The organism is Sphingobacterium sp. UGAL515B_05 (genome assembly GCF_033097525.1).
Lineage (GTDB): Bacteria > Bacteroidota > Bacteroidia > Sphingobacteriales > Sphingobacteriaceae > Sphingobacterium.
In genome coordinates, this window is record NZ_CP109907.1 from 1,975,167 (window position 1) to 1,997,609 (window position 22,443).

The 22,443-nt window shown below is 39.4% G+C and carries 19 protein-coding genes and 1 tRNA gene; 11 read left to right on the forward strand and 9 right to left on the reverse strand.

What is annotated here, in order from left to right:
* Positions 1 to 66 precede the first annotated feature (66 nt).
* The 4 genes from OK025_RS07995 to OK025_RS08010 all read left to right on the forward strand — a co-directional run bounded on the left by OK025_RS07995 (position 67) and on the right by OK025_RS08010 (position 5,267).
* Positions 67 to 3,270, forward strand: coding sequence for a S41 family peptidase (locus tag OK025_RS07995; RefSeq protein WP_317669029.1), 3,204 nt, complete (start codon positions 67 to 69; stop codon positions 3,268 to 3,270).
* 314 nt (positions 3,271 to 3,584) lie between these two features.
* Positions 3,585 to 4,346 carry a hypothetical protein gene (locus tag OK025_RS08000; protein WP_317669030.1) on the forward strand — a complete coding sequence of 254 codons (762 nt, stop codon included), beginning with the start codon at positions 3,585 to 3,587 and terminating at the stop codon, positions 4,344 to 4,346.
* 134 nt (positions 4,347 to 4,480) lie between these two features.
* A tRNA-Lys gene (locus OK025_RS08005) sits at positions 4,481 to 4,553 on the forward strand.
* 249 nt (positions 4,554 to 4,802) lie between these two features.
* Entirely contained in the window at positions 4,803 to 5,267 is a 465-nt protein-coding gene (locus tag OK025_RS08010; RefSeq protein ID WP_046673283.1) for a response regulator, read from the forward strand.
* A gap of 97 nt (positions 5,268 to 5,364) precedes the next feature.
* Here OK025_RS08010 and OK025_RS08015 read toward each other — a convergent pair whose 3' ends face one another.
* From OK025_RS08015 to OK025_RS08035, 5 genes are all read right to left on the reverse strand, one after another.
* Positions 5,365 to 6,450 carry a hybrid sensor histidine kinase/response regulator gene (locus OK025_RS08015; RefSeq protein WP_317669031.1) on the reverse strand — a complete coding sequence of 362 codons (1,086 nt, stop codon included), beginning with the start codon at positions 6,448 to 6,450 and terminating at the stop codon, positions 5,365 to 5,367.
* 81 nt (positions 6,451 to 6,531) lie between these two features.
* Positions 6,532 to 8,682, reverse strand: coding sequence for a 7TM diverse intracellular signaling domain-containing protein (locus tag OK025_RS08020; RefSeq protein ID WP_317669032.1), 2,151 nt, complete (start codon positions 8,680 to 8,682; stop codon positions 6,532 to 6,534).
* A 9-nt stretch (positions 8,683 to 8,691) separates the two neighbouring features.
* Positions 8,692 to 9,456, reverse strand: a complete 765-nt coding sequence (locus tag OK025_RS08025; protein WP_317669033.1) for a methyltransferase domain-containing protein — start codon at positions 9,454 to 9,456, stop codon at positions 8,692 to 8,694.
* Entirely contained in the window at positions 9,456 to 10,265 is an 810-nt protein-coding gene (locus tag OK025_RS08030; protein ID WP_070562848.1) for a hypothetical protein, read from the reverse strand. The genes OK025_RS08025 and OK025_RS08030 overlap by 1 nt, the downstream gene beginning before the upstream one ends.
* 241 nt (positions 10,266 to 10,506) lie before the next feature.
* Positions 10,507 to 11,841 (reverse strand): amidohydrolase family protein, encoded by a 1,335-nt coding sequence (locus OK025_RS08035; protein ID WP_075990369.1) that lies wholly within the window; start codon positions 11,839 to 11,841, stop codon positions 10,507 to 10,509.
* Positions 11,842 to 12,052: 211 nt separating this feature from the next.
* Here OK025_RS08035 and OK025_RS08040 point away from each other — a divergent pair, with 211 nt between their 5' ends.
* From OK025_RS08040 to OK025_RS08065, 6 genes are all read left to right on the forward strand, one after another.
* A complete protein-coding gene (locus OK025_RS08040; RefSeq protein ID WP_317669034.1) occupies positions 12,053 to 12,550 on the forward strand; it encodes a hypothetical protein in 498 nt (165 codons plus the stop codon).
* A complete protein-coding gene (locus OK025_RS08045) occupies positions 12,547 to 12,915 on the forward strand; it encodes a LytTR family DNA-binding domain-containing protein (RefSeq protein ID WP_317669035.1) in 369 nt (122 codons plus the stop codon). The genes OK025_RS08040 and OK025_RS08045 overlap by 4 nt, the downstream gene beginning before the upstream one ends.
* Before the next feature lie 95 nt (positions 12,916 to 13,010).
* Positions 13,011 to 13,793: a CPBP family intramembrane glutamic endopeptidase gene (locus OK025_RS08050; protein ID WP_317669036.1), complete on the forward strand. Its 783-nt coding sequence runs from the start codon at positions 13,011 to 13,013 to the stop codon at positions 13,791 to 13,793.
* 169 nt (positions 13,794 to 13,962) lie between these two features.
* Positions 13,963 to 15,117: an SH3 domain-containing protein gene (locus OK025_RS08055; RefSeq protein WP_317669037.1), complete on the forward strand. Its 1,155-nt coding sequence runs from the start codon at positions 13,963 to 13,965 to the stop codon at positions 15,115 to 15,117.
* A 132-nt stretch (positions 15,118 to 15,249) separates the two neighbouring features.
* Positions 15,250 to 15,726 (forward strand): hypothetical protein, encoded by a 477-nt coding sequence (locus OK025_RS08060; RefSeq protein ID WP_317669038.1) that lies wholly within the window; start codon positions 15,250 to 15,252, stop codon positions 15,724 to 15,726.
* 7 nt (positions 15,727 to 15,733) lie between these two features.
* Positions 15,734 to 16,201, forward strand: coding sequence for a hypothetical protein (locus tag OK025_RS08065; RefSeq protein WP_317669039.1), 468 nt, complete (start codon positions 15,734 to 15,736; stop codon positions 16,199 to 16,201).
* A 131-nt stretch (positions 16,202 to 16,332) separates the two neighbouring features.
* Here the strand turns inward: OK025_RS08065 and OK025_RS08070 are convergent, their stop codons facing one another.
* The 4 genes from OK025_RS08070 to OK025_RS08085 form a co-directional block, all read right to left on the reverse strand.
* A complete protein-coding gene (locus OK025_RS08070; RefSeq protein WP_317669040.1) occupies positions 16,333 to 17,082 on the reverse strand; it encodes a LytTR family DNA-binding domain-containing protein in 750 nt (249 codons plus the stop codon).
* 126 nt (positions 17,083 to 17,208) lie between these two features.
* A complete protein-coding gene (locus tag OK025_RS08075; protein WP_317669041.1) occupies positions 17,209 to 18,270 on the reverse strand; it encodes a histidine kinase in 1,062 nt (353 codons plus the stop codon).
* Positions 18,271 to 18,278: 8 nt separating this feature from the next.
* Entirely contained in the window at positions 18,279 to 18,893 is a 615-nt protein-coding gene (locus OK025_RS08080) for a hypothetical protein (RefSeq protein WP_317669042.1), read from the reverse strand.
* A gap of 153 nt (positions 18,894 to 19,046) precedes the next feature.
* Complete coding sequence (locus OK025_RS08085; RefSeq protein ID WP_317669043.1) at positions 19,047 to 21,194, reverse strand: carboxypeptidase-like regulatory domain-containing protein; 2,148 nt, start codon at positions 21,192 to 21,194, stop codon at positions 19,047 to 19,049.
* 273 nt (positions 21,195 to 21,467) lie between these two features.
* On the opposite strand from OK025_RS08085, the gene OK025_RS08090 reads away from it, so the two are divergent.
* Positions 21,468 to 22,436: a D-2-hydroxyacid dehydrogenase family protein gene (locus tag OK025_RS08090; RefSeq protein WP_317669044.1), complete on the forward strand. Its 969-nt coding sequence runs from the start codon at positions 21,468 to 21,470 to the stop codon at positions 22,434 to 22,436.
* Positions 22,437 to 22,443: the final 7 nt, after the last annotated feature.

The following is a 22,443-nucleotide window of genomic DNA, read 5'->3' on the forward strand; positions in this document are numbered from 1 at the left end:
TATTGGTATTGTTCAATACCTATTCTACCTTTGTATTGGCAAACAATTATTAGCCTCCTAGATAAAATGATAAAAAAACTAATCTTAAGCACAGTACTAGCTTATGCTGGAACTACCTGTGTTATTGCGCAGCAACCCACATTTTTGTCCCATCCGACGTTGAGTCCCGATGGTAAGGAAATGGTTTTTAGCTACGAAGGTGACCTTTGGAAAGTAGGGAGCCAGGGCGGTGTTGCAGTTCGGCTGACAGGAATGGAAGGAAATGAGATCAATCCACGAATTTCCCCTGATGGAAAATGGTTGGCTTTCTCGGCCAATCAAAATGGTAACATGGACGTCTATGTGATGCCTTTGGCTGGTGGAGATATACGACAGCTTACATCGCACGATGCTTCGGATGAAGTAGACAGCTGGAGCTGGGATAGTAAGACGCTTTATTTTACGTCATCGCGTTACAATAGAATGAGTGCTTATCAAGTCGCTTTGGATGGCGGAACGGCAACAAGGTTGTTTCCTCATGTCTTTAATTATATCAGTAATGTGGTGCCAACACCTTCAGGAGAATTATTATTCAATGACAGCTGGGAAGGCTATAGCTCGGCCAACCGCAAGCGATATAAAGGTGCTTTCAATCCGGATATAAAGTCCTATAATCCCAAAACAAAAGCTTTTCAACAGTATACAGATTATATAGGTAAGGATTTTTGGCCGACAGTAGACCAGAAAGGAAACATATTCTATGTGTCCGACGAAAGCAATGGGGAATACAATCTTTATCAGATAGCTGGAAAAGCGAAAACCCAATTGACCTCTTTCCCAGAATCAATCAAACGTCCGTTTGTCGCGGCAGATGGTAGTAAGATCGCATTTGAAAAAGGGTACCAGCTTTATATTTACGATGTCAATGCAAAGAAAACCGTGCAGCCCAACATCGCACTTAACCGTAATCAGGTCCTAGGAAAGCTGAAGGAGTTCAATATTTCAGGTAACATCAGTAATTTCGACGTTTCACCGGACGGGAAAAAGATGGCATTTGTATCCCGTGGGGAATTGTTCGTTTCGGATATCGAAGGAAAGTTTGTTCGTCAGATGCCAAGTCAAGGTGAGCGCATCATGGAAGTTAAATGGCTTAAAGACAGTAAAACATTGCTCTATAGTCAAACGTATCAAGGGTATCAGAACTGGTTTTCACGCACAGCAGACGGTAAAGGAGAGGTAAAACAATTGACGCAAGATCTGCGTAACAATCGGGACATTACATTCAATGCAGATAAAACAAAAGCGGTATATCTCAGCGGACGTGATGAAGTTCGTCTATTGGATTTGACAAGTTTGAAGAGCCAAACAGTAGTTAGAGATGAAATATGGGCATTTCAAAATTCTTCACCCTCATTTTCTCCCGATGGAAATTATCTTTTATTCACGGCTATACGCAATTTTGAACAGGATATCTTTGTGTATAACCTGAAAAATGAGCAAACGACGAATTTGACAAATACAGGTGTTACAGAAGCAGCACCATATTGGTCTCCTGATGGTAAATACATTTATTTTGCGAGTAATAGAACTAAACCTTCTTACCCTACTGGTATGCAAAACTCAAGCATTTTCCGAATGGCATTGACCAACTTTGACCAACCTTATCGTAGCGCAAAGTTTGATGAATTATTTGTTACAGCTGAAAAGAAAGATACGACAGTAAATAAAACCGGTGCAACTAAGAAGGAAGATGCTGCTAAGGATAAGAAGAAGAATGATACCGACAAGGTAAAGTCAACCGCAACACCAGCAGCCGAAGCCAAGAAAGCTGTTTTGGTCCAATTGGATTTAGAAGGATTACGTGACCGAATTGAGCAAGTCAGTCCAGCATTTGGAACACAATCTGATCCTTTGGTGATACAAAAAGGGGATAAGTCCTATTTGTTCTATGCTTCCAATCATGAAGGAAAATATAGTACATATCGTACCATATATGAGTTATTTACACCAGCCAAAACCGAGAAAGTCACTGATGGAGGCATGGGGCAATTTGTAGAGTCTGCAGGCAAGTACTTTGTGTTGAGTCGAGGAACAATTCAGAAATATAATCTTGATTTGAATAAGCTTGATGCGGTCACCATGAGTTTTAAATTCAATCGGGATCTTGAGAAAGAGTTCAATCAGATGTTTTATGAGACATGGGCCAATCTGGAGGAGAATTTCTACGATAGCAATTTCCATGGTGTAGATTGGACCGCTGTTAAAAAGAAATATGAGCAGTATCTTCCAGGTATCAACGATAGGACAGATTTGCGCATCCTCTTAAATGATATGTTGGGCGAACTCAATTCGTCACATTTGGGTTTCAGTTCAATGGGGCAGGAAGAACGTAAGCCGTTTGGTTTTGTAACGAATGAAATCGGTGTCATATATGGTACAAGCAACCCTTATCGGATTAGCTATATTGTTCCGAATGGCCCCGCAGCAAAGAAAGAGGCTGATATTCAGGCGGGTGATATTCTCATAGCGATTAATGGAACAAAATTGAATACGCAGGCAGATCGCGATAGTTATTTTACTTGGCCTTCACTGGAAGAAGAAATCCAATTGACCTTGAATCGTAATGGCAAGGAAATTCAGACAAACATTCGTCCGGTATCAAGCGCCGTGTTTAGAGACCTACTCTACGACCAATGGATTAGAGATAATCGAAGTCGAGTTGATCAGTTGAGTAGCAATAAGATAGCGTATTCACATATGAAAAATATGTCGGACACTGAATTACAGCGGTTCTTGATCGACATGGCTGAACAGGAGAATAACAAACAAGGGATTATTTTAGATTTACGCTATAATACAGGCGGAAATGTGCACGACGAAGTTTTACGATTTCTGTCACAACGCCCTTACTTACAATGGCAATACCGAGGTGGTAAACGTGCACCACAAAGTAATTTTGCGCCATCTGCGAAGCCTATTGTTTTATTGATTAATGAGCAATCGCTGAGCGATGCTGAAATGACGGCTGCGGGCTTTAAAGCCCTTAAATTGGGGAAAATCATCGGTAATGAGACCTATCGTTGGATTATTTTTACTTCTGCTAAAGGCTTAGTCGACGGATCAAACTATCGACTTCCGTCTTGGGGATGTTATACACTTGATGGTCAGGATCTCGAACAAACCGGAGTTGCCCCAGATATTCTTGTAAAAAATACAGTACAAGATCGGATGGAAAATAAAGATCCGCAATTGGAAAGAGCGATAAAAGAAATTCTTGACAATATAAAATAGGGGAGTAACTGTTAGAATTACTTACTGTAAATAGGCTGTCTAATTTTGTTGGACAGCCTATTTTTTTTAACGTCTCATGTTTTTATGAATACGACCTTCTAATTTTTGCTATTTATCGCTCTTCAGCGTATAATTTGCCTCATTCGGTTCATTTACTCCATTTGGTCCCACCCTTTGCTCAGTGGAAGTTAATAGACGATTTTAAGTAGTTTGTTTTTTTTAAGTGCCTGTTTTTCAGTGTTTAGTTGTTTTTTGCGCTGTTTCATTATGAAATTGGCGATTTTTCTGCATCCCTTCTCAAAATATAAAGCAATATGGAAAAGATTATATTACAGGTAAAAGAATCTTGCTCTGCAGATTGGGGTAAGATGACGCCACAAGAACAAGGCCGTTTCTGTGGTCAATGTGAGAAGATGGTTGTTGATTTTTCACAGATGAATGATCAGGAAATTGTGGATCAAATAAAAAAAGCCAGTAGGGGGTTATGTGGTCGATTTTATGAAGATCAGTTGATGCGCGAATTGGATGCTACTATTTCTTTTTCTAAAAACCCTATTTGGCAAGGAAGATGGACAGAGATTGCTGCGGGCCTCCTATTGGTTGGGTCCTTGAGTTTTCATACTGCTCAAGCACAAAACAAACTGACTGGAGAAGTTGTCGTTGTCCAAACAAAAGCGAAAAATGATCAGATAAAGAAGCAAGATCAGGGCAACTCATCAACAAATGATATTTCAGCGTTAAAAGGGAGCCATGATAGTACTAAGGTAAGCATAAAAGGTAAAGTTGTTTGCGCTGGAAACGATGTGAGCATGGTGGGCACAGCAGTATCCTTAGGAAATTATCGTACGAAAGTGGATGAAAATGGAAATTTTCAACTTTGGGTACCGCAATCTTTGTTTCGAGTAGATCAAGAGCTCCGTGCACAGATGCTTGGCTATAAAACTGTTGTGATTCCATTCAAAAAAGGAAGTAAGATGCTACTGGATAAACCAATAGAAATGGAAGTTAAGCCAATGATTATGGGAAAGATCGCTGTGGTGGGAACACAAAGCAATATAGGGCGAAAGAATAAGTAGTTTAATTGGCTTATTTTGGTCTGTTTTTTTATCGAGCAGCTGCCAAAAATCTCGCTTGAATGTCATAAAAGTCAAAAAAATATTCTTTTCCACTTGACTTTTTCTACGGTGAACCTTACATTTGATTATCGAATGACTTCGTAGCTCAGTTGGTAGAGCAACAGACTCTTAATCTGTGGGTCCTGAGTTCGAGCCTCAGCGGGGTCACCTTAGAAAAAAGCCGTTTTACAAATGTAGGATGGCTTTTTTGTGTCTAATGCAAGTTGGATTATTACCGTTGTTGAGATATTAACTTTAAATCGTTTTTCCGGCGTCGACTGCTTTAATTTTCGGATAACTAATCCATTATTTTATCAGAGATCAGGTATTATTTCTGCTAGGAAAACATAAAACTCTTTAATCTGTTATTAATTCAGCGAATTTATTACGTAAATTTGTATTTCAGACGATAAGCTTATGGAAGACAAGAAGATTTCGATATTGTACGTTGACGACGAAGAAAACAATCTGTTTTCTTTTAAAGCGACATTTCGACTAAAGTATAAAGTGTTCACGGCAATTAGCGGTGCCGACGCAATCGATATTGTCAAAAACAACCAAATACATATTATTATTACTGATCAACGGATGCCGGAAATGACCGGTGTGGAGTTTTTGGAAGAGATTATTAAAATAAACGCAGCCCCAATGCGTATTCTTTTGACAGGATATACAGATATGGCAGCTGTTGTTGATGCCGTTAATAAAGGAAAAATCTTTCATTATCTCAACAAGCCGTGGAGTGAAGAGGAGCTCGATCAAACGATTCAACGCGCTTATGATGTCTATGCTGAGCGTCAAAAGATTGTGGAGACCAATTCTCAACTTGAGACTTCGAATGATCAGTTGGAGTTTTTGCTTCGCCAAAAGCTGCTTTCCTAAAAGAATGTTTTTTTAGGAAAGCAGTTTTTATTTAAAATGCCTGTTTGCGTTGTGATAACACTCGCTTCCATAGGATATGCTTGGCAGCGGTGAGGGCTTATTTGCTCGGTATAACGACTGTAAACGTGGTGCCCTGATCTGGTTGTGACTGCACGTCAATTTTTCCATGTAACTTCAAGAGCGCATTCTGGACATTATAAAGTCCAAATCCCATCCCCTTAGCTTGATCACTAGCCCTGAAAAATAATTTGAAGATATCTTCAACATACTCCGGAGATATCCCTATCCCGTTGTCACTCACAATAATTTTGGCTTTTCGTTCTGATACCAAAACCGAGAGTTTGACATACTGGTTCTCCTGCCCTTTGCGTTGGTATTTAAAGGCATTAGAGAGAAGGTTATGCAAAATGAGTTCTAGCAGTGCTTTGTCTCCATTAAAGATTTCCTTTTGGTCAACTGAGATTTCAAAAGCAACATCTTTATTTTGCGTATACATGCTGTAAAACTGGCGTATGTTGGCAAAGAGTTCTTCGAAATTTATCTCTGACAACATAAGTTCACCTCTTCGTAGGAGATAATAGTCCCGTAGACTGTCAATATAAGCATCTAAACTGACCAATGAGCTATCCATTAGGGCTAGTAACTCATGAATGCGGTCTATACTGTCAAACTCCAGTCCAAGTTTTACAGCAGAAAGAACACCTGTTAATGGATCACGAAGGTCATGACTGACACTATAAGCAAATTTATCCAATTCATCATAAGCTTTTTGTAGCTCTTGATTCTTAACTTCAAGCATAGAGTTGGCAATATAAAATTTATTTGCTTCTTCTATAGCGGAAACGATCTCTTCATTCATCCATGGTTTTCGGACAAATCGGAAGATATGGCCCTTATTGACTGCATCAATTACAGTTTCCATATTCGCATAAGCCGTTAAAAGAATACGAATCGGTTTCGGGAAGTCTTTTTTAATGCGATGCAAAAAATCGATGCCCATCTCATCAGGCATACGTTGGTCACAGAAGATAATACGGATATCAGGATGACTATGAAGTATCTTCTCAGCTTCGCCCGTGTTGGATGCTGTAAGGATAGCATAATCGTATCTAAAGTTTGCTTTAAAGCTAACCAAATTGTTTACTTCGTCATCGATATATAATATTTCAAGCTCCCTCTGCATAATTTTATTATATGGTTTATTCCCTTACAAAAGATATGAAAAAATAATAGTTAATTGAACTATTTTAAGTTTATAGTGGTACTAATTATTCTGTTGAATCGGAATGATGAGCGTAAAACTTGTTCCCGCTCCCACTTCTGAGTCTACAATAATCCGACCGTGATGTTTCGCAACGGTATTATAGGCAATGGACATCCCTAGACCGGTACCCTCACCAACGTCTTTCGTGGTAAAAAATGGTTCAAATATCCGTTCATGGATTTCTTTAGGAATGCCGATACCATTGTCGGCTATTTTGATAAACACTGATGTATTATCGCTATAAATTCCGGTCTCAATCCATATTTTGCCACCCACATCGTGATTAAATTTTTTATTTACAGCGTATATAGCATTGGTCACAATATTCAGGAAGACTTGATTTAGCTTTCCTGCATGGCATTCGACCTTTGGCATATCGCCATAGATCTTATCAACTTCAATCGTGTTATTCAATAAACTATTGAGAATAACCATGGTTGACTCCAGCCCTTCATTTAAATCGGCAAATTTTAATGTATCCTCATCTACGCGCGAGAAGATCCGCAAACTCTTTACTATTTCAGCGGTCCGGTGGGCTCCATCGTGCATCCCTTTTAATAGAAAATCTACCTCTGTTTTTAGATAGTCAATATCCAGATCATCTTTGAATTTTTTGATCTGAGACTGCTTTTCAGTATCGGATATCCCCTCTTTAAAAGCAATACGCTCTACTTCCTCCAGCGTTTCCCAGATCATCTTAATATCACGTTTTAACGGAGCGACATTAGACGTAACGAAGTTGATTGGGTTATTGATCTCATGCGCAACCCCAGCAGTCAATTGACCTAAGGAAGCCATCTTCTCGGCTTCAACAAGTTGAGACTGTGTTTCCTTCAAGTGAGTAAGTGTAGTTTGTAGAGACTCATTAGACTCTGTTAACTCACGTGTCCGCTCATCCACTTTCTGTTCCAGTACAATATTTTGCTCGCGTATCAATTTTTCGTTTTCTAGCGAGATCGCTAATTCCCTGACTTGTGATGCTTCTTTCTCTTCTTTTAAGATATTGATACTATAGGCTAGACCGAAGGACAATAAGGCCATTTCTATCACAGATGCAATTTGTACGGCATTGCTTGTGAAATCGTTATATTTTAAGATGCCATAGTCTTTCAGTAAAAACACGACAGAACCTAATAATAAAATTGTCCAACCGTAAACAAAATATTTAGCCGGTTTATAACCATTTATCATCACACGATAGGATAGGTAAAGGACAAATAAAGATCCGGCCCCTGTTGTTAGCTGCATCACCATGAACGCTGGTTGTGTCAGGTTGAGCAGTGTAAGAAGGCTGCCAATGACAAAAAAGATGATAAAAACAGTAATTACACGTCTTGACCGAGGTGCATTTTTCCGTAATTGAAGAAATGAATCTGCAAAAAGCAGGGCGCATAAGCCCGATAAACAGCCAAAGATAATAGGACCCTTTGTTGCGAAATAAGTCCAATTTGGCCACAAATATTGAAAACTGTAACCTTTAATACCCATTTGTGTTATTCCTGCACAAAGAACATAAAGGACATAATACAGATAGCCTCTTTCACGGACGGAAAAAAACAGGAATAAATTGTATATCGCCATAATGCCGACAATACCAATATAGATGCCGCTTAACAAACTGTCGTCATTCATCTCTTTTAAGAAACTGCGCTCGTTACTTAAATAGATCGGGAGAATAATCTGTTCCGTACTTTTTATGCGAAGAAAAAAGATGGTCTTCTCATTTCCAGGTAATTGAATGTCGAATGCATAATTAGGGACCTTATATTTTCTCGCCGAAAAAGATTGATGTTCGCCCAGCTTGATCGAGTTATAATGCCCGTTTGATGACGGTACAAAAAGTTCGACCTCATCCAAGAGGGGATAGGCGATTTCGAGCAAGAGTTCAAGCTTTTCTTTGCCCTTGTTTGTTACGGGCAATCGAAACCAGATGTCAGCGGGTGATATGCCCAAATTGGGGACCTTGCTTTCTAACGATTGAAAGGAGGAGGCCGAAGTATCTGCAAAGTTAGGCTCTCCTTTCCCGGTATAACGCTCCAGGCCGTATCCGATCAATACACGCTGTGTCGGTTTATCGATAATAACCTCTCCAAAACAAGTTGAACTGCACGTAAAAATAAATAAGAAGATCAAGTTAAGCCAGCATTTCATCACTATATGCTATTTTTTTGCTTCGGCAATAACTAAATTCATAGAAACAAGGAAACAACCCGCTTCATCAGCGTGGTCTAATGTATTTTGAAATTCCTCCATTTCAGCTGTACTCAATTTCTCTTTCTCAACCATCTCCAGAAGAATTTTATCTAAGAAAAGATAGCGATTGGCCTCTTCTTTCGAACGGGCTACCATACAGTATGTTTGCAATTGAACTTGTTTAAAGCCTTGAGTCAATAGGTCTGAAGTTAATTTATTCCCAGCCCAGCCATTCTTGACTTTCTCTTCGGTCAAATAATGACATATTTTCGCTTCAATGTCAACATGTTTGCTGTAGAATGTCAGGCTATTCCAGATCGTCTCAACAATTACCAAAGGTTGACCTTCGCGCAAAACACGATGAACCTCAGCAAACATTTTTGTTGCTTCCGATAGATGTTGTACAACGCGTTCCATTCTAATGCCAGAAATGGAATTATCTGTAAAGCTAAGTTGATAAACTTCACCCTGAACAAAGTCGACATTCTTTACCTCTACACTGCTTGTTTTAGCATGCTCGATTAAGGCCTTATCATGATCCAATCCAACGACAAGTACATTATGGCCCAGCATATTAGCCAAATTGATGGCATCCATTCCAGTTCCACAGCCAAGATCGACGACAACCCCCTCTTTAATCGTATTAAAAGGAGTATATGAATGTATTTTTAATTGTTTAAGAAAATCACCGGTATCCATTAAATAGCCGGCACCATAATGTTTAGTGTCCATTATAAGATATTTAAATTACGATCATCTGGTTTATGATCTAATGATGTATGTTTCAGATTTTTAATAATTTCATTTAAATCCCATTGATTGAGATTCGGAATATCGATTTGATAATGAATTTCAATCTCCTTATTCCGTAAAGTTTCTATGCGGACAATATTGGAATTATTACGAAGCGATAAGATAGCATCTTTGTTTTCCTGATCGGCTTCGGTCAAGGTGTCTAGATTGCGCATAATCATTACGGTAGCCAGTAGATCCAGCTTCGGATAATAGAATGTGCCATTATTTCCAACACTTGTATCAATACGGTAGCCAACACTTTCTGCTAATTTCACCGTGTAAGGAGCACATAGAGCAAAGAGCGATTTAATGCCAACCTGTGTACTGATGGCGGCACCAGCTCTCGTCAAAAATATGCTGCCAATGCCATATCCAGCAATCTCCCTGGAGTTCCAAAGGCCACAACCTTCACCTGTCCCCTGTTGCGCATAATCATAAACAAGGTCTAAGATTTTAGCGTCCATCGCTCCCGTGGCCTGTTCAATGGGAAGTGGTTCGCTCCCTCCAGATACGTGTATACGTACTCCTCCATAGACTTTATCGCCATCAAGGGATTCTACGATCAATACGAATGATGCGGGATTATACATCCAGTCATTTTTAGAAGAAGTTACTTTCTTTACGCCTATAGCAGTTAACACATGCGCGTGTCCTTCTATGAAACGCTCACAGGTTTGGGGATCGTCGATAGCCCGAAATGCTCTTAGTCTTACTACTGGACGCCCGTCGTTGAATAATAATGCCACCGGATGCTTTGATTTATCGTTTAAACGCAAAACTAATCAATTAAATGCAAAGGTGTTTACTCTTCAACTAAATTATACCGTAATGCAACCGCCTGCACCTAGTGATGGTAAAAAATTGTTTGATTCCTTTTTTCACCTTTAAGGGCCCAAATGGCCCCATTTAACTGATGTCATCGAAAATACATTTGATCATCTTAATATGTTGTATTTTCGATATACAATAAATTTGACCTTGGAAATATTAACGTTTCTGAAGGCTATTTTTATGAATCTGACCGTCTTTCATGATTAACAGAAAGTTTTTTTCTGGATCTGCCAATAGTTTTAAATTCTTAAGAGGATCTCCGTCTACAAGGATTAGATCTGCCAACGCTCCTTCTTCTACCGTTCCCAGCTTGCCAGGATAAGGACTTCTTAATCCCGAAAGCTGCAGAAGCTCGCCATTGTCTTGGGTAATCATTTTAATGATTTCGGCATTTGTAAACCACTTTTGAAGGCGCAAAATAAAAGTATTCTGCAATTTATTCAGGTCCGGTTCAAAAAGGAAATCTGTACCCCAAGCTAGTTTTACTCCATATTTCTTAGCCATAGGCCATACTTTTTCTTGACCTTCAATGACAGGCTTACGCTTGATTCTTCGTTGTGGATCCATATCGGGTGTATCTTCCACAAGATTCTGTAAACTAAGCCAGATATTTTTTTCTGCAATTAGCTGTAAAGTTTCTTCATCGAGCAATTGTCCATGCTCTATACATTTTACGCCAGCTTCGATCGCTCTTCGAATTGCTCTTGGCGTATAGGCATGTACGGTGACATAGGTTCCCCAGTCTTCGGCTGCATCTACTGCTGCTTTCATTTCGTCTAGCGTATATTGGGTGACATCCACAGGATCATATGCTGAAGAAGTTCCTCCGCCTGCCATGAGTTTAATTTGACTTGCCCCGAATCTTAGATTCTCTCTTACTGCAGTCAGGACCTCATCACGACCATCGGCGATGAAGGTTGCTCCATATCGCTCCGCACGAGAGACAACGCCGAAAAAACGACGCGATTTTTCCTCCGGTGTCCGAAAATCTCCGTGGCCTGCAGTTTGGCTTACAACGGCACCAGAAGGCCAGATTCTAGGCCCTAAAAGCTTGCCTTTGTCGATCGCTGCTTTTAATGGAAATATGGGGCCACCGACATCACGTACACTTGTAAAACCCCGCATTAACATCTGTTGAGCTGATAGCCCCACCGTCTTGATCAAGAATTCCTCGGATAGGTCATTTGTCATCATTTGAGGCATTGTCAAAGCTCCAAATACCAAATGGACATGTACATCAATCAATCCAGGTATCAGTGTTTTGCCTTTAGCGTCAATTCTGACGATATTCTTTCCTTGTGCGTCAATAGGGGATGTACTGATGGTCTGAATTGTATTTCCGTTTATTAAAACATGTTTTGGTGGAGTTAAGGTTTGAGTTGTATAGTCGAGCAGTTTGACATTTTCTATTAAAACTTGGCTTTCCTGTGCTTGGATAACATGTACAAAAGCCGAACAAAGAAATAAAGTAAGTAGTTGACCTAAACGCATAGCTTGGAGAATTACGTTAAAATATAATATGACAAATCAATTTTAATTCAAGCTAACTAATGCGCTTGAAAAAATATCTTCTAAGTTAAATTATAAATTCAATATATTTCAATTTCTTCACTATAAATTTTTGCTCTGCCAGCCTTTTTTGAAGAAGTCTTTGTGTAATGTACGCTGTTAATCACAAGAAAAATGCTAAATTTATCCAATCATGATATGTAAAAAATCTATTCTAAATTATTTAAATATCGTTATCCCCAAAATTGTCTCCATAAGAGAGCTGCTCACCTATGCCTTCTTACTTGGCTTATCAGCTTATGTATTCCTACTGGTTTTTCAGCCATTTGGAACGTATAATTTTGAGAATGCCTATAAATTTAGCTTGTTATCCGGATACGGGGCTATTTTATCCATTGCATATGCCTTAATTTCTATCGTCTTGCGTAAAAAAAGAGGAACAGTTGCGATAGAACTATTTCGTATTTTTCTTGTGTTCCTATTATCAAGTTTTTTAAATTTCGTCTATCATGGTTGGTTCATCAATCAGGCCCCGTTGCAATGGAATAACCTGCCCTATATCGGATGTTACACGCTTTCACTTTATAGCCCTATTGCAGCGATTTATTTTTTGCTTCGAGTTGATAGACGTCATTCGAATCATGAAAAGGATAACCCGTCGATGGAAAGTCTTTCAATAAGCCGGCTATGATATTGAGCCAAGCGAATGACTGCCATTTAGCCCTGGTCGATATTCCCAATGGTAATCAACCGTTAAAGTTGCTGCCAAGCGATTTTATTTTTGCAAAATCGATGGATAATTATTGCATGATCTACTTTAGGAAGGATGGTATGGTAAAGAAGCAGATGGTACGAATTACATTGAGTCGCTTATCTGAACTGTTGAATACAAGGTCTATTCACCGATGTCATCGGTCCTTTCTTGTCAATTTTGAAAAAATCCTTGTAAAGGAAGGGAATGCTCAAGGTTTTTTGTTACGTTTTGCAGATACTGAAGATTGTGCTGTTATTTCGAGGTCTGCTTTAGAATCAGTTAGACCCTATTTGTCGGACTGACCACCCACGTTTTGGTCAATCGTCCCTAAATCTTGCCATACGCCACATAACTTTGTATACCCGTCTTGGGTAGCATAATTTTGTTCAAAAAAAAGATGAACACAAAAAGTTTAAACCTGCTGGTATTATTTCTCTTCTTAGGAATATATTTTATCCTCGATTATTTGTTTTTTGCGCCCCTTCAATCCATGATAATCAACTATGTCCAAAGTAGATTTTTGGGGCATGTACTGACCTATTCAATTAGCCTTGTACCGTTGCTTTTGGGGGCAATGCTGCTTAAACCGAAAGGGCAGAATGAATTCTTGGAAAAATTTGGGTTGAAAGGCAATTTTTTACAGGGGCTTTCTTTTGGAATAATAGCTACTTTACCGATGTTCTTGGGTTATGCCTTTGTTTTTACCTTAAATCGGAAAATAGATCCAAACACCCTATTAATAAATAGTGTGTCATCAGGATTCTTTGAAGAAATGATCTTTCGTGCCTATTTTTTTGGTTTAGTTTTTCGCTATACCCGACTAGGTTTTATTCCATCCATTTTAGCTACATCACTCCTGTTTGCTTTACTACATCTTTATCAGAGTCAGGATTTGGGAGAATTGGTGCTGATTTTCGGTATGACTTTCTTCGGCTCTATCCTATTTTCGTGGTCGTATGCTGAGTGGAAGTTTAACCTTTGGATACCGGTAACACTTCATGTTTTGATGAATTCGGCTTGGATGATTTTTGATGTTTCGGACAATGCTGCTGGAAATGTATGGAGCAATTTTTTCCGCTTCTTGACCATCATTGTAGCAATCATAATGACCATTGTCCATTCAAGGAAGTCAAATGGCGGTCTACAAATTGAAAGGAAAAATTTGTGGCTAAAAGATTAGAAATCCGGCGGTTTTTTAATGAATCTTCATAGCTGTAGATATGTGTTCTTCAAATGATCTCGTCCACATTTGGAATGAGCGTTAGATTTTAGGTTGCTAAAACTATGAACCTTATTGATAATAGTATTGGTTCTCGAAGAACCCCTGAAAACCAGTATTTTTTTTTGGCATGGGAATCGCTACCTTGACCTTTATGAATAGACCGCTATTTTCACCCCTATTTTTATTCCTAGGAGCGACGTTATCCATGGCAATCTTGAGCTGTGGACACAATACAAAAGTCAACGGTGCGGATTTAAAGGATTCTGCTGAACTTAAAACAGTCGCTGTGAAGGATACGATGGCTGCTGCTAAATTTCCTCCTTTGCCAATTGACTTTGACAAGACGAAGGTTTTAAAAAATACCTATGTTGTTGATCGAGCTGGAGCCGAGCTTAGACAAGGCGCGGATAGGGCGGCCCCGCTATTAGGAAGATATCCCTATGGTACCAAGCTCGATGTGATCGGTGAAGAAGGAGAATGGATTGCCGTCATGGATCGTATCCAGCGCGATTATAGCGGGAACAATGGCGAAAAAGGTGATGTAACGCGATGGGAAAAGGTCTATGTAGCGAAGTCCAAGCTGGGGAAACAAGATAAAATTACAATCTCTCCCAAAGATTTAAATTCAATCGTTTCATTGACGATAAATGGTAAAGAAATGCATTACGAAAATGGGCATTCTTTAGATAAGTATCTCCAGCTAGAATTGATTGATGAGCAAACGTTCTTAGCCGCTCGGAATACGGCTAAAAACTACTTGATTAAGGATACCCTGTCTTATCCGAAAAATGGAAAGATTTTGGAATTGCCGTTGACAAATGGGAAAAAGCTAACATTTGAGGATAAGGATATCGATAATGAATTAGAAGCCAGCTATTCTTATAAAGGGCATTACGATTTTTTAAATGCTTTTGCTGTTGATGGGAATTATTGGGAAAGTGCTGATGTGCGGCTTTTTGATAAACAGGATGGTCATCTTATTGTGGAATGTGGGGATTATCCATTCTTCTCTGCCGATAAAAAATACCTAATGACCTTGCACGCCGACCCCTATGAATCGACGGGCGACCTGCAGCTCTTCCACGTGAAACAAGGAAAGGTGACTCCTTTCGTTTTTATCAGTTTTAAAGAGTGGATGCCAACCTGGAAAGAAGAGTTAATGTTCTGGGGCAAGGACGGTTGTATCTATACTGCTGCCAACCATGTAGACGGTTACTGGGGCGAAGAAGGATCGCTGAACGAAAGATCACAGTTTATCAGAATCAAGATATTACCCCATTAAACAGGCACAAACCATATTTTTATTGGTTTACTGCTGGCGTATATATTTATTGTTTTTCTGTTTTAAGTAAAACTATTCTGGCATGCACCTGTTGTATTCCATAAAATAGATTATAGTTTGTAATTTAGCTGGATGAAACTAAGAATATTATCGTTATTTATTATCCTTCTTCTCTTTTCCACGTTGTCTATGGCACAAGATAAGCCATGGAAACAGCATAATAAATGGATTTGGGGTCCTTCAGTAGGGTATCAGTATCAAAGTGGTAATTTCCTGAAAGTTTCGGGCTGGGGATTATTTGCACCGAATGATTTTCAATATATGAAAATTGATGCCGGAGCCAATTTCAGCTGGATGGAAGGTAAAACGACTGTTATTCCAGAGCTGGGGTTTACCTATTATCTAAATGATTTTGTTGTTTTTCCTTTTGTAAAAGCAGAATTAACACCTTATACCATAACGCCAAAAGTTGGTGCCAGTTTATTCTCTATTGTGGATCTGGGAATAGGTTATGGATTTGATTACAATACTAAGAAAAATTTTAATCCGATTGACGGAATTACCGTTTCAGTAGGGGTAAATATTCCGCTCAATTTTCATATTTATTAATTGAAAAATGCGCAGTAAGACGATTTATAAGCTCCTGGGGTCACTTGTTGTATTGTTAGCTATAGTTAGCAACCTAAAAGCACAAGACCACTTAATCGGTCCGACATTAAGCTACCAGTTTCAAAAAGGGAGTATTATAAAAACTGGTGCTTATTTCGCATTTCCTTTTACAGGAGATCATATTCTCCGAGCCGATGCCACAGCCAACTTTACTTGGACACAAAGGAAGTTTGCCGTGATACCTGAGGCTGCAGTAACGTATTATCCTCAAACATATGTCTTAACTCCCTTTGTTCGTGCAGAGCTTACTCCGTATACCTTTACGCCCAAAGTTGGAGTGAGTTTGGCCACGTTGGTGGATATCGACTTTGGTTATGGATTTTCCATCAATGAAAAAAAAGATTACAATCCGATAAAGGGGTTCGCGGTGTCTCTTCGATTTAGTATTCCGTTAAATTATCGAATCAATATGTAGCTTAGATTAATGGATCCAACATCTGCTTGGTTTACCTTCCAAAAGCTAAACTTGACAGGACCATTTTTTTATGATAGTCTATTTCGCTTGCAAAAGTAATTGTGCTAAAGCACTTTTAAGAAACGACTAGACTAATTGTCAAGCCAGTTTTTGAAGGCCGTGACTTTCTCCCTTGAAACAATAAGCTCATCCGATTCATAATGCTTAAGGTATATTTTCAACCGGGCATTAGAATGTACGGCAATATTCTTGATGGCATCAAATTGAACAATCGTGCTTCGGTTGATCCTAAAGAAATCTTTAGGAGATAGTTGTGGCATCAGCGCATCCAATGTTTGGTCCAAAAGATAATTCCCATTTTCATTCGTGTAGAGGTAGGTACCCTTATTTTCACTGTAAATGCATTCGATTTGATGCGTTGTCACAACTTTTAGGCTTTGGCCAATTTTGATGGTGAAGCGTTCCTTATATGTTTGGACAGTGTTTCTAAATAAAGCTTCAAAAGATGCCAGATCGAATTGTGGCTTTGGGTTCCTAAATTGGCGGAATTTTTCAATTGCGTTTTCCAATTCTTCATCTTCAATTGGCTTCAGGAGGTAATCGATGCTATTTTGTTTAAATGCCCGTAACATATATTCATCGTATGCGGTGGTAAAAATAATGGCCGAACTGGGCTTCACCTGCTCAAGGATGTCAAATGAAATCCCATCGGCGAGCTGAATATCCAAGAACAATAGGTCAGGTTCGGTATTTGACATAAACCATTCGATAGATTCTTCTACAGTCTGCAGTACAGCAACTACCGTGTAGCCGAGGTTCTCCAGTTTTCTTTGAAGTAGTCTAGCTGATGGGAGTTCGTCTTCTATAATTACTATTTTCATTGTTTTTTTGCATGCTTATCGATCATCAGACCGTTTTATTGTTTAATGTGTCGAGCATCGTTGTGCCTATGCTATTAGTTTTGCTGCGATTACCGCTCGTATGTTTATTTTAAGAACAAGTTACTTTTAAGAGACTATTTCATTGATGATGGGCAGTCCGACAGAAAATAATATATCGCTTTCCTGAATATGCACAGGTCGATTGGAGAGGATAGCATAACGTTCTTGAATATTTCTTAAACCAATTCCCGAGCGACCGTGGAGTACTTTCTTCTTTTGGAGGTTGTTTTCAACATAGAGATAATCGTTCTTTCGATAGATCTTCAATAAAAGAGGTTTTTTAAGCGAAATAACGTTGTGTTTGATCACGTTTTCAATAAGTAACTGAAGTGAAAGCGGTAAGATAAAGCCTATATGTTGCTCCGCATTAATCTGTAAATCGATCTGAATGCCCTCTTCGAATCGCAGACTCAAAAGATTTAAATAAGCTTTGGAAAACGCGAGCTCGTCCTGTAATGAAACAAGGCTTTTATCTTTCTGCTCCAGTACATAACGATAAATTTTAGAAAGATCAGTCGTAAACATGCTCGCCTTTTTGGGACTTTCATCAATTAATCCATTCAATACATTCAGGCTGTTAAACAAAAAGTGTGGATCTAATTGATTCTTCAGGGACTCAAATTGGGCCGTTATTTGTTCTTTCTCCTGTTGTGTCTCTTTTATCTGATAATCTCTAAACCGCTTGTAAAAGTGAAAGCCAAAAAACACGATAGAGATAAATAATGCGATAACAACGGTTTGGAAATAATAAGCAACATGTTGCTGAGATACAAAGTCATGAAATCTTACCATGAAACTTTTATTTCCATGGAATAAGCTGGAGAAAAATGCATTGACAGTAAATATCACCATGATAGTGAGTGTGATATTACAAGTAAAGAAAAGGACCATTTTCCTTCCTAAATCTTTTGCCTGTGGGTATTTTGCTGATACCCATTTTGCTAAATAATCATTGCCCAAAAAAAGGAAAAAACCATATAGTATTCCTTTTTGCATGCTTGGATGAAGGATAATTGCCTTCCAAGAAGTGTCTTTATATTCAAGTTTTGCGACGAGAACAAAATACATGCTAAGGGCTAGGCTTGAAAGAAATGCCCTGATAATGGATTTTAAATATGGTCCTTTCACGAAAACTATTATTTACATTCTTTTATCAACTGTTCTGCCCGATCTTTGCCCCATGAAGGTGCAAATGGTGTAGTAATTTTCTCTTCACCGAATAAAGATAGTGCTTTCTTGACATCCTCACATTCTTTGTTGGTATCCTGGTTGAAATATTTTTTTGCGTTTATTTGGAATTCCGCTAATCCCAATACCGCACGTGGATTATTTGGCGCAAGGGTGATGGCTTTTTTATATAGACCTATAATCTTAGGTGAAAGCTCTTTGGCTTTTGTCATCGGATCTGTAATCATCAATGCCGTTTGGTTCATCGCTCTCAGCACAAGCCATTCTGAATTATTGTCCTGGGCGCTATTGTTTAGTATTTCTTCTGCAGACTGTATATATTTTGCTTGTGCCTCTTTATTTTTCTCCCTGAAGGATGCTGTTGTCAGTACCATGGCCTGATAATAGGCAGGAATCCAATTGTCCTTTTCTGCCTGTGAAATACGTTCTAAAAGAGCGGCCGCTTTCTGCGTCTCACCCGATTGCCATAGGCTCATGGCTTGTCCCATACTTTTTTCAAAATTGCTTTGTGCAAATGTGCTGCCGCTTATAAGGCAGATGAGAGTGATAATAAATGATTTCATGATCTATCGTTTTTAGTAGTAAATATTTTTCTAAGTTATTGCTGTTGTGTTTGATGTATATGATATTGAATGTTATTGAAGTTGGTAATCCTTTTCTGCAAACAGAAATAATTCTGGATGGACCGACGTATTTCGATGATGAGTTGATGTTTATTATAGATTGTCCAATTGATTGTCTTTTTCATTTTTACTGATTGTCCAAAAATAGCCTAGAAATACAAAGCGTTTGGCAGTAGGGACAATCGGTCTACGGTCGTAGATTCCTTGTGAATTTGGCCGGTCTGCATATTGATACCCATAGATTGGGCTAGCGCCAAGAACACTACTGACGGAGAAATGGATAATTTTTTGCTGGCTGTAAAGAAATGACCAACTCATAGACAGGCTATTGTAGCCTTTTGTACGGCCATTCATGAATACTGTTTGGTTGGGATCATTGTAATTTCTGCCGGATACAAACGAATTTGTCAAACTGAGCTGTGAACGGAGGCTTGATAGCCAGTATTTTCCAACGATATAGAAACTGTGTTTGTAAACATAAGGGGGAGTGACTGTCGTCGGATAGTTCGCTTCATTTCTCTTACTGTCTGTATAGGAATATGAAATCCAGTATTGGAGGTTTTTGATGCTACTGCTGTTTTTATAAAATAAGTCAAAGCCTTTGACCTTACCGCTTCCGTTATTGTCATATTGGCTGTCATATTTTGGAGTTATACTGTTGTATTTTGCCAAATTGTTATATTTTTTGTGATAGGCTTCTAAGCGAAGTAAGTGCCCTCCACGCGAATAGAAATAATTTGCGATATAATGATTGGCCTCCATCCAGTCAAGTTGTGGAGCATATTTTAACAGCGTTGTTGGCGCCTGCTGATGGAAGTTCCCGTAAGCAAGTGATAGCTGCGTATATTTATTTAATGCATAGCCCAGCGAAGCCCTCGGTTCTAACGTGCTCTTCGCCTGCAAATTGGAGGAAGTTTCTCGTAAGCCGATCTTCCCGATTAAGTTCGGGAAGATGCCGAAGGTAGTTTCCGTAAATACAGCGGTCATCTTGCTATGATAACCATAGCTATAGCCAAGGGTTTGTCGGTGATATTCTTCTTGATAATTCGTGTCGAAATATTCTATTCCTCCGATACTTTTAATCTTATTGTTCCAGATCTTACTTAGCGTTCCTTTTACGTGAAGACTCTTTTCTTCATTAGGGAGGTAAACGTCATCGTAATGCAGCTTATCGGTCAGGTAGCCTAGGCCAATACCAGACTGGAGTGTCCATCGGTTCCCCAAATTCTGACTGTAGCTGATGTTGGCGTAGGCATTGTTGGATTTCTTTTTCAATGGGACGGGTTGCTCATAATTGATGTCCGTTTGGTAAAGTCCCATATTTTCGAAATTGTAAGCCCCATAAATATTTAGAAAACCTTCTTTAAACTGATGGCGATAGATCATTTCTCCAGAAGCGTTTTCATAGGGTTTCGTCCATTTTATATCTGGTGTAATAATTTTGGAATAGGGTTTTAAGTTTGTATAACTGCTGTTGAAGGTGAGGGAGTTTTTGCCCCATTGTACGGTATGTCCTAGCCCTAATCCAACGGAAGATAGCGAAAGCTCTGTTTTGGGCTGCTCTATGGTATTTTCGGTGTTTAGCGCTAGAATGCTGGACAGCGCATTACCAAATTCTGCAGAATAGCCGCCTGTAGAGAAATTCACGCCTTTAAAGAGCATGGGCGAAAACCTGCCCCTTACAGGAACCTCGTTTGGTGTTGCGGTGTAGGGTTGGGCTACTCTGATTCCATTGATGTAGGTCTGTGTTTCGGAAGCATCTCCACCGTGAACCATAAGACGTCCATTCTCTCCCCCAACCTGTGCTCCGGGCAATGTTGCCAGTGCGCTGATGATGTTTCCCATACTGCCTGCCGTAGTGACAATATCCAATGGACTCATTACCGTGTTTTTTCCGGAGCTATTGGCTTGTAGTACCCCTGCCTGAATCGTGACTTCCTGTAAGCGATTCTCACTTTCTTGCATTTGAATAATCAGCAATTCTTTTTGAGGTAGCTGGATAGGCCTGTGATATGTTGGGAGGCCCACAACAGATGCTTTAATGATTTTAGTACCTTGCTCACTGGTCTCAAACAAGAAATTTCCAAGCGAATCGGTGGTGCCACCATCATAGGTGCCTTCAATATAAACATTGGCTAAATATATAGGTTTGCCGTTTTTGCCCAGCACTTTCCCTTTCAAGATGGACTGCGCCGATACGATGGTAATACTTAAAAATAGTAAGGTTAATAACAGCTTCATTTTTCTTTAATTTTATTCAAATATCAGCGGCTGTAAGTGTTCCTGCGAAAAAGAGTGGATGGAATGTCAAAATATCATGACGAATTGCAGGATTCAAACTTTATGCTGTAAATTGATATCGAAAAACAAAATTTCCTCCATAAATAAGTTCCGCGATGGAAAGTGGAGAACGCGAAAAATTGCTTTTATATGCGATGTACTTATAGCGGATATAAAAGTCATTTTACTTTCGTTTGATATTGAAAATAAGAGTTTAAAATTAAGTCAGTAAAAATGCGAATAACCATTTTAGATGACTATCAAGACGCTGTCCGAAAGTTGGACTGTTTCAAAATTCTTGATGGTCACGATGTCCAAATATTGAAACAGTCCTATTCAGATCCGGCTTTACTGGCCGAAAAATTGAGCGATACGGAAGCGCTAGTGCTCATCAGAGAACGGACGCGAATTACAGAAGACCTGTTGTCTCAGCTTCCCAAACTAAAGTTAATTAGCCAGACGGGCAAAATTTCAAACCATTTGGATTTGGCTGTTTGTAGCCGTTTCCATGTGGCTGTTGCTGAAAGTATGGGCTCTCCTGTTGCTCCGGCTGAATTGACCTGGCTTTTGATCATGAATGCCCTCCGTGGTTTACCTAAGGCTCTTTCAGATATGGACAAAGGCCTCTGGCAAACGAACATAGGAGATTGTGTCGCCGGGAAAACAATAGGGATATGGAGCTATGGAAAAATAGGGAAGCGAATAGCGCAATATGCAAAGGCTTTTGGTGCACAAGTAATTGTTTGGGGAAGCGAAAATTCCCGAGAGGAAGCTGTAAGAGACGGCTTTTTAGCTGCTGTCAGTAAATCCGATTTTTTTCATTTTTCTGATGTTGTTACTTTACACCTTAGGTTAGTGCCTGAGACGCGAGGTGTCGTAAAGCTCGAAGATCTCCGGTCTATGAAGCCGACTGCGCTTTTTGTCAATACCTCTCGTGCTGAGTTGGTTGAAGAGGGGGCACTATTGACCGCGCTCGAGACCGGTGTTCCGGGGATGGCTGCGGTAGATGTCTATGAGTCCGAACCAATCTTTGACCCGAACTATCCATTATTGCAGTTGCCAAATGTACTTTGTACGCCACATATTGGCTATGTGGAGAAAAATGGTTACGAACAATTATTTAGACTTGCTTTTGAGAATATTGTAGCCTTTTCCGGGGGCGATCCACAGCATATCGCTAACCCCGAAGTTTTGACCCGCTAATTAAATG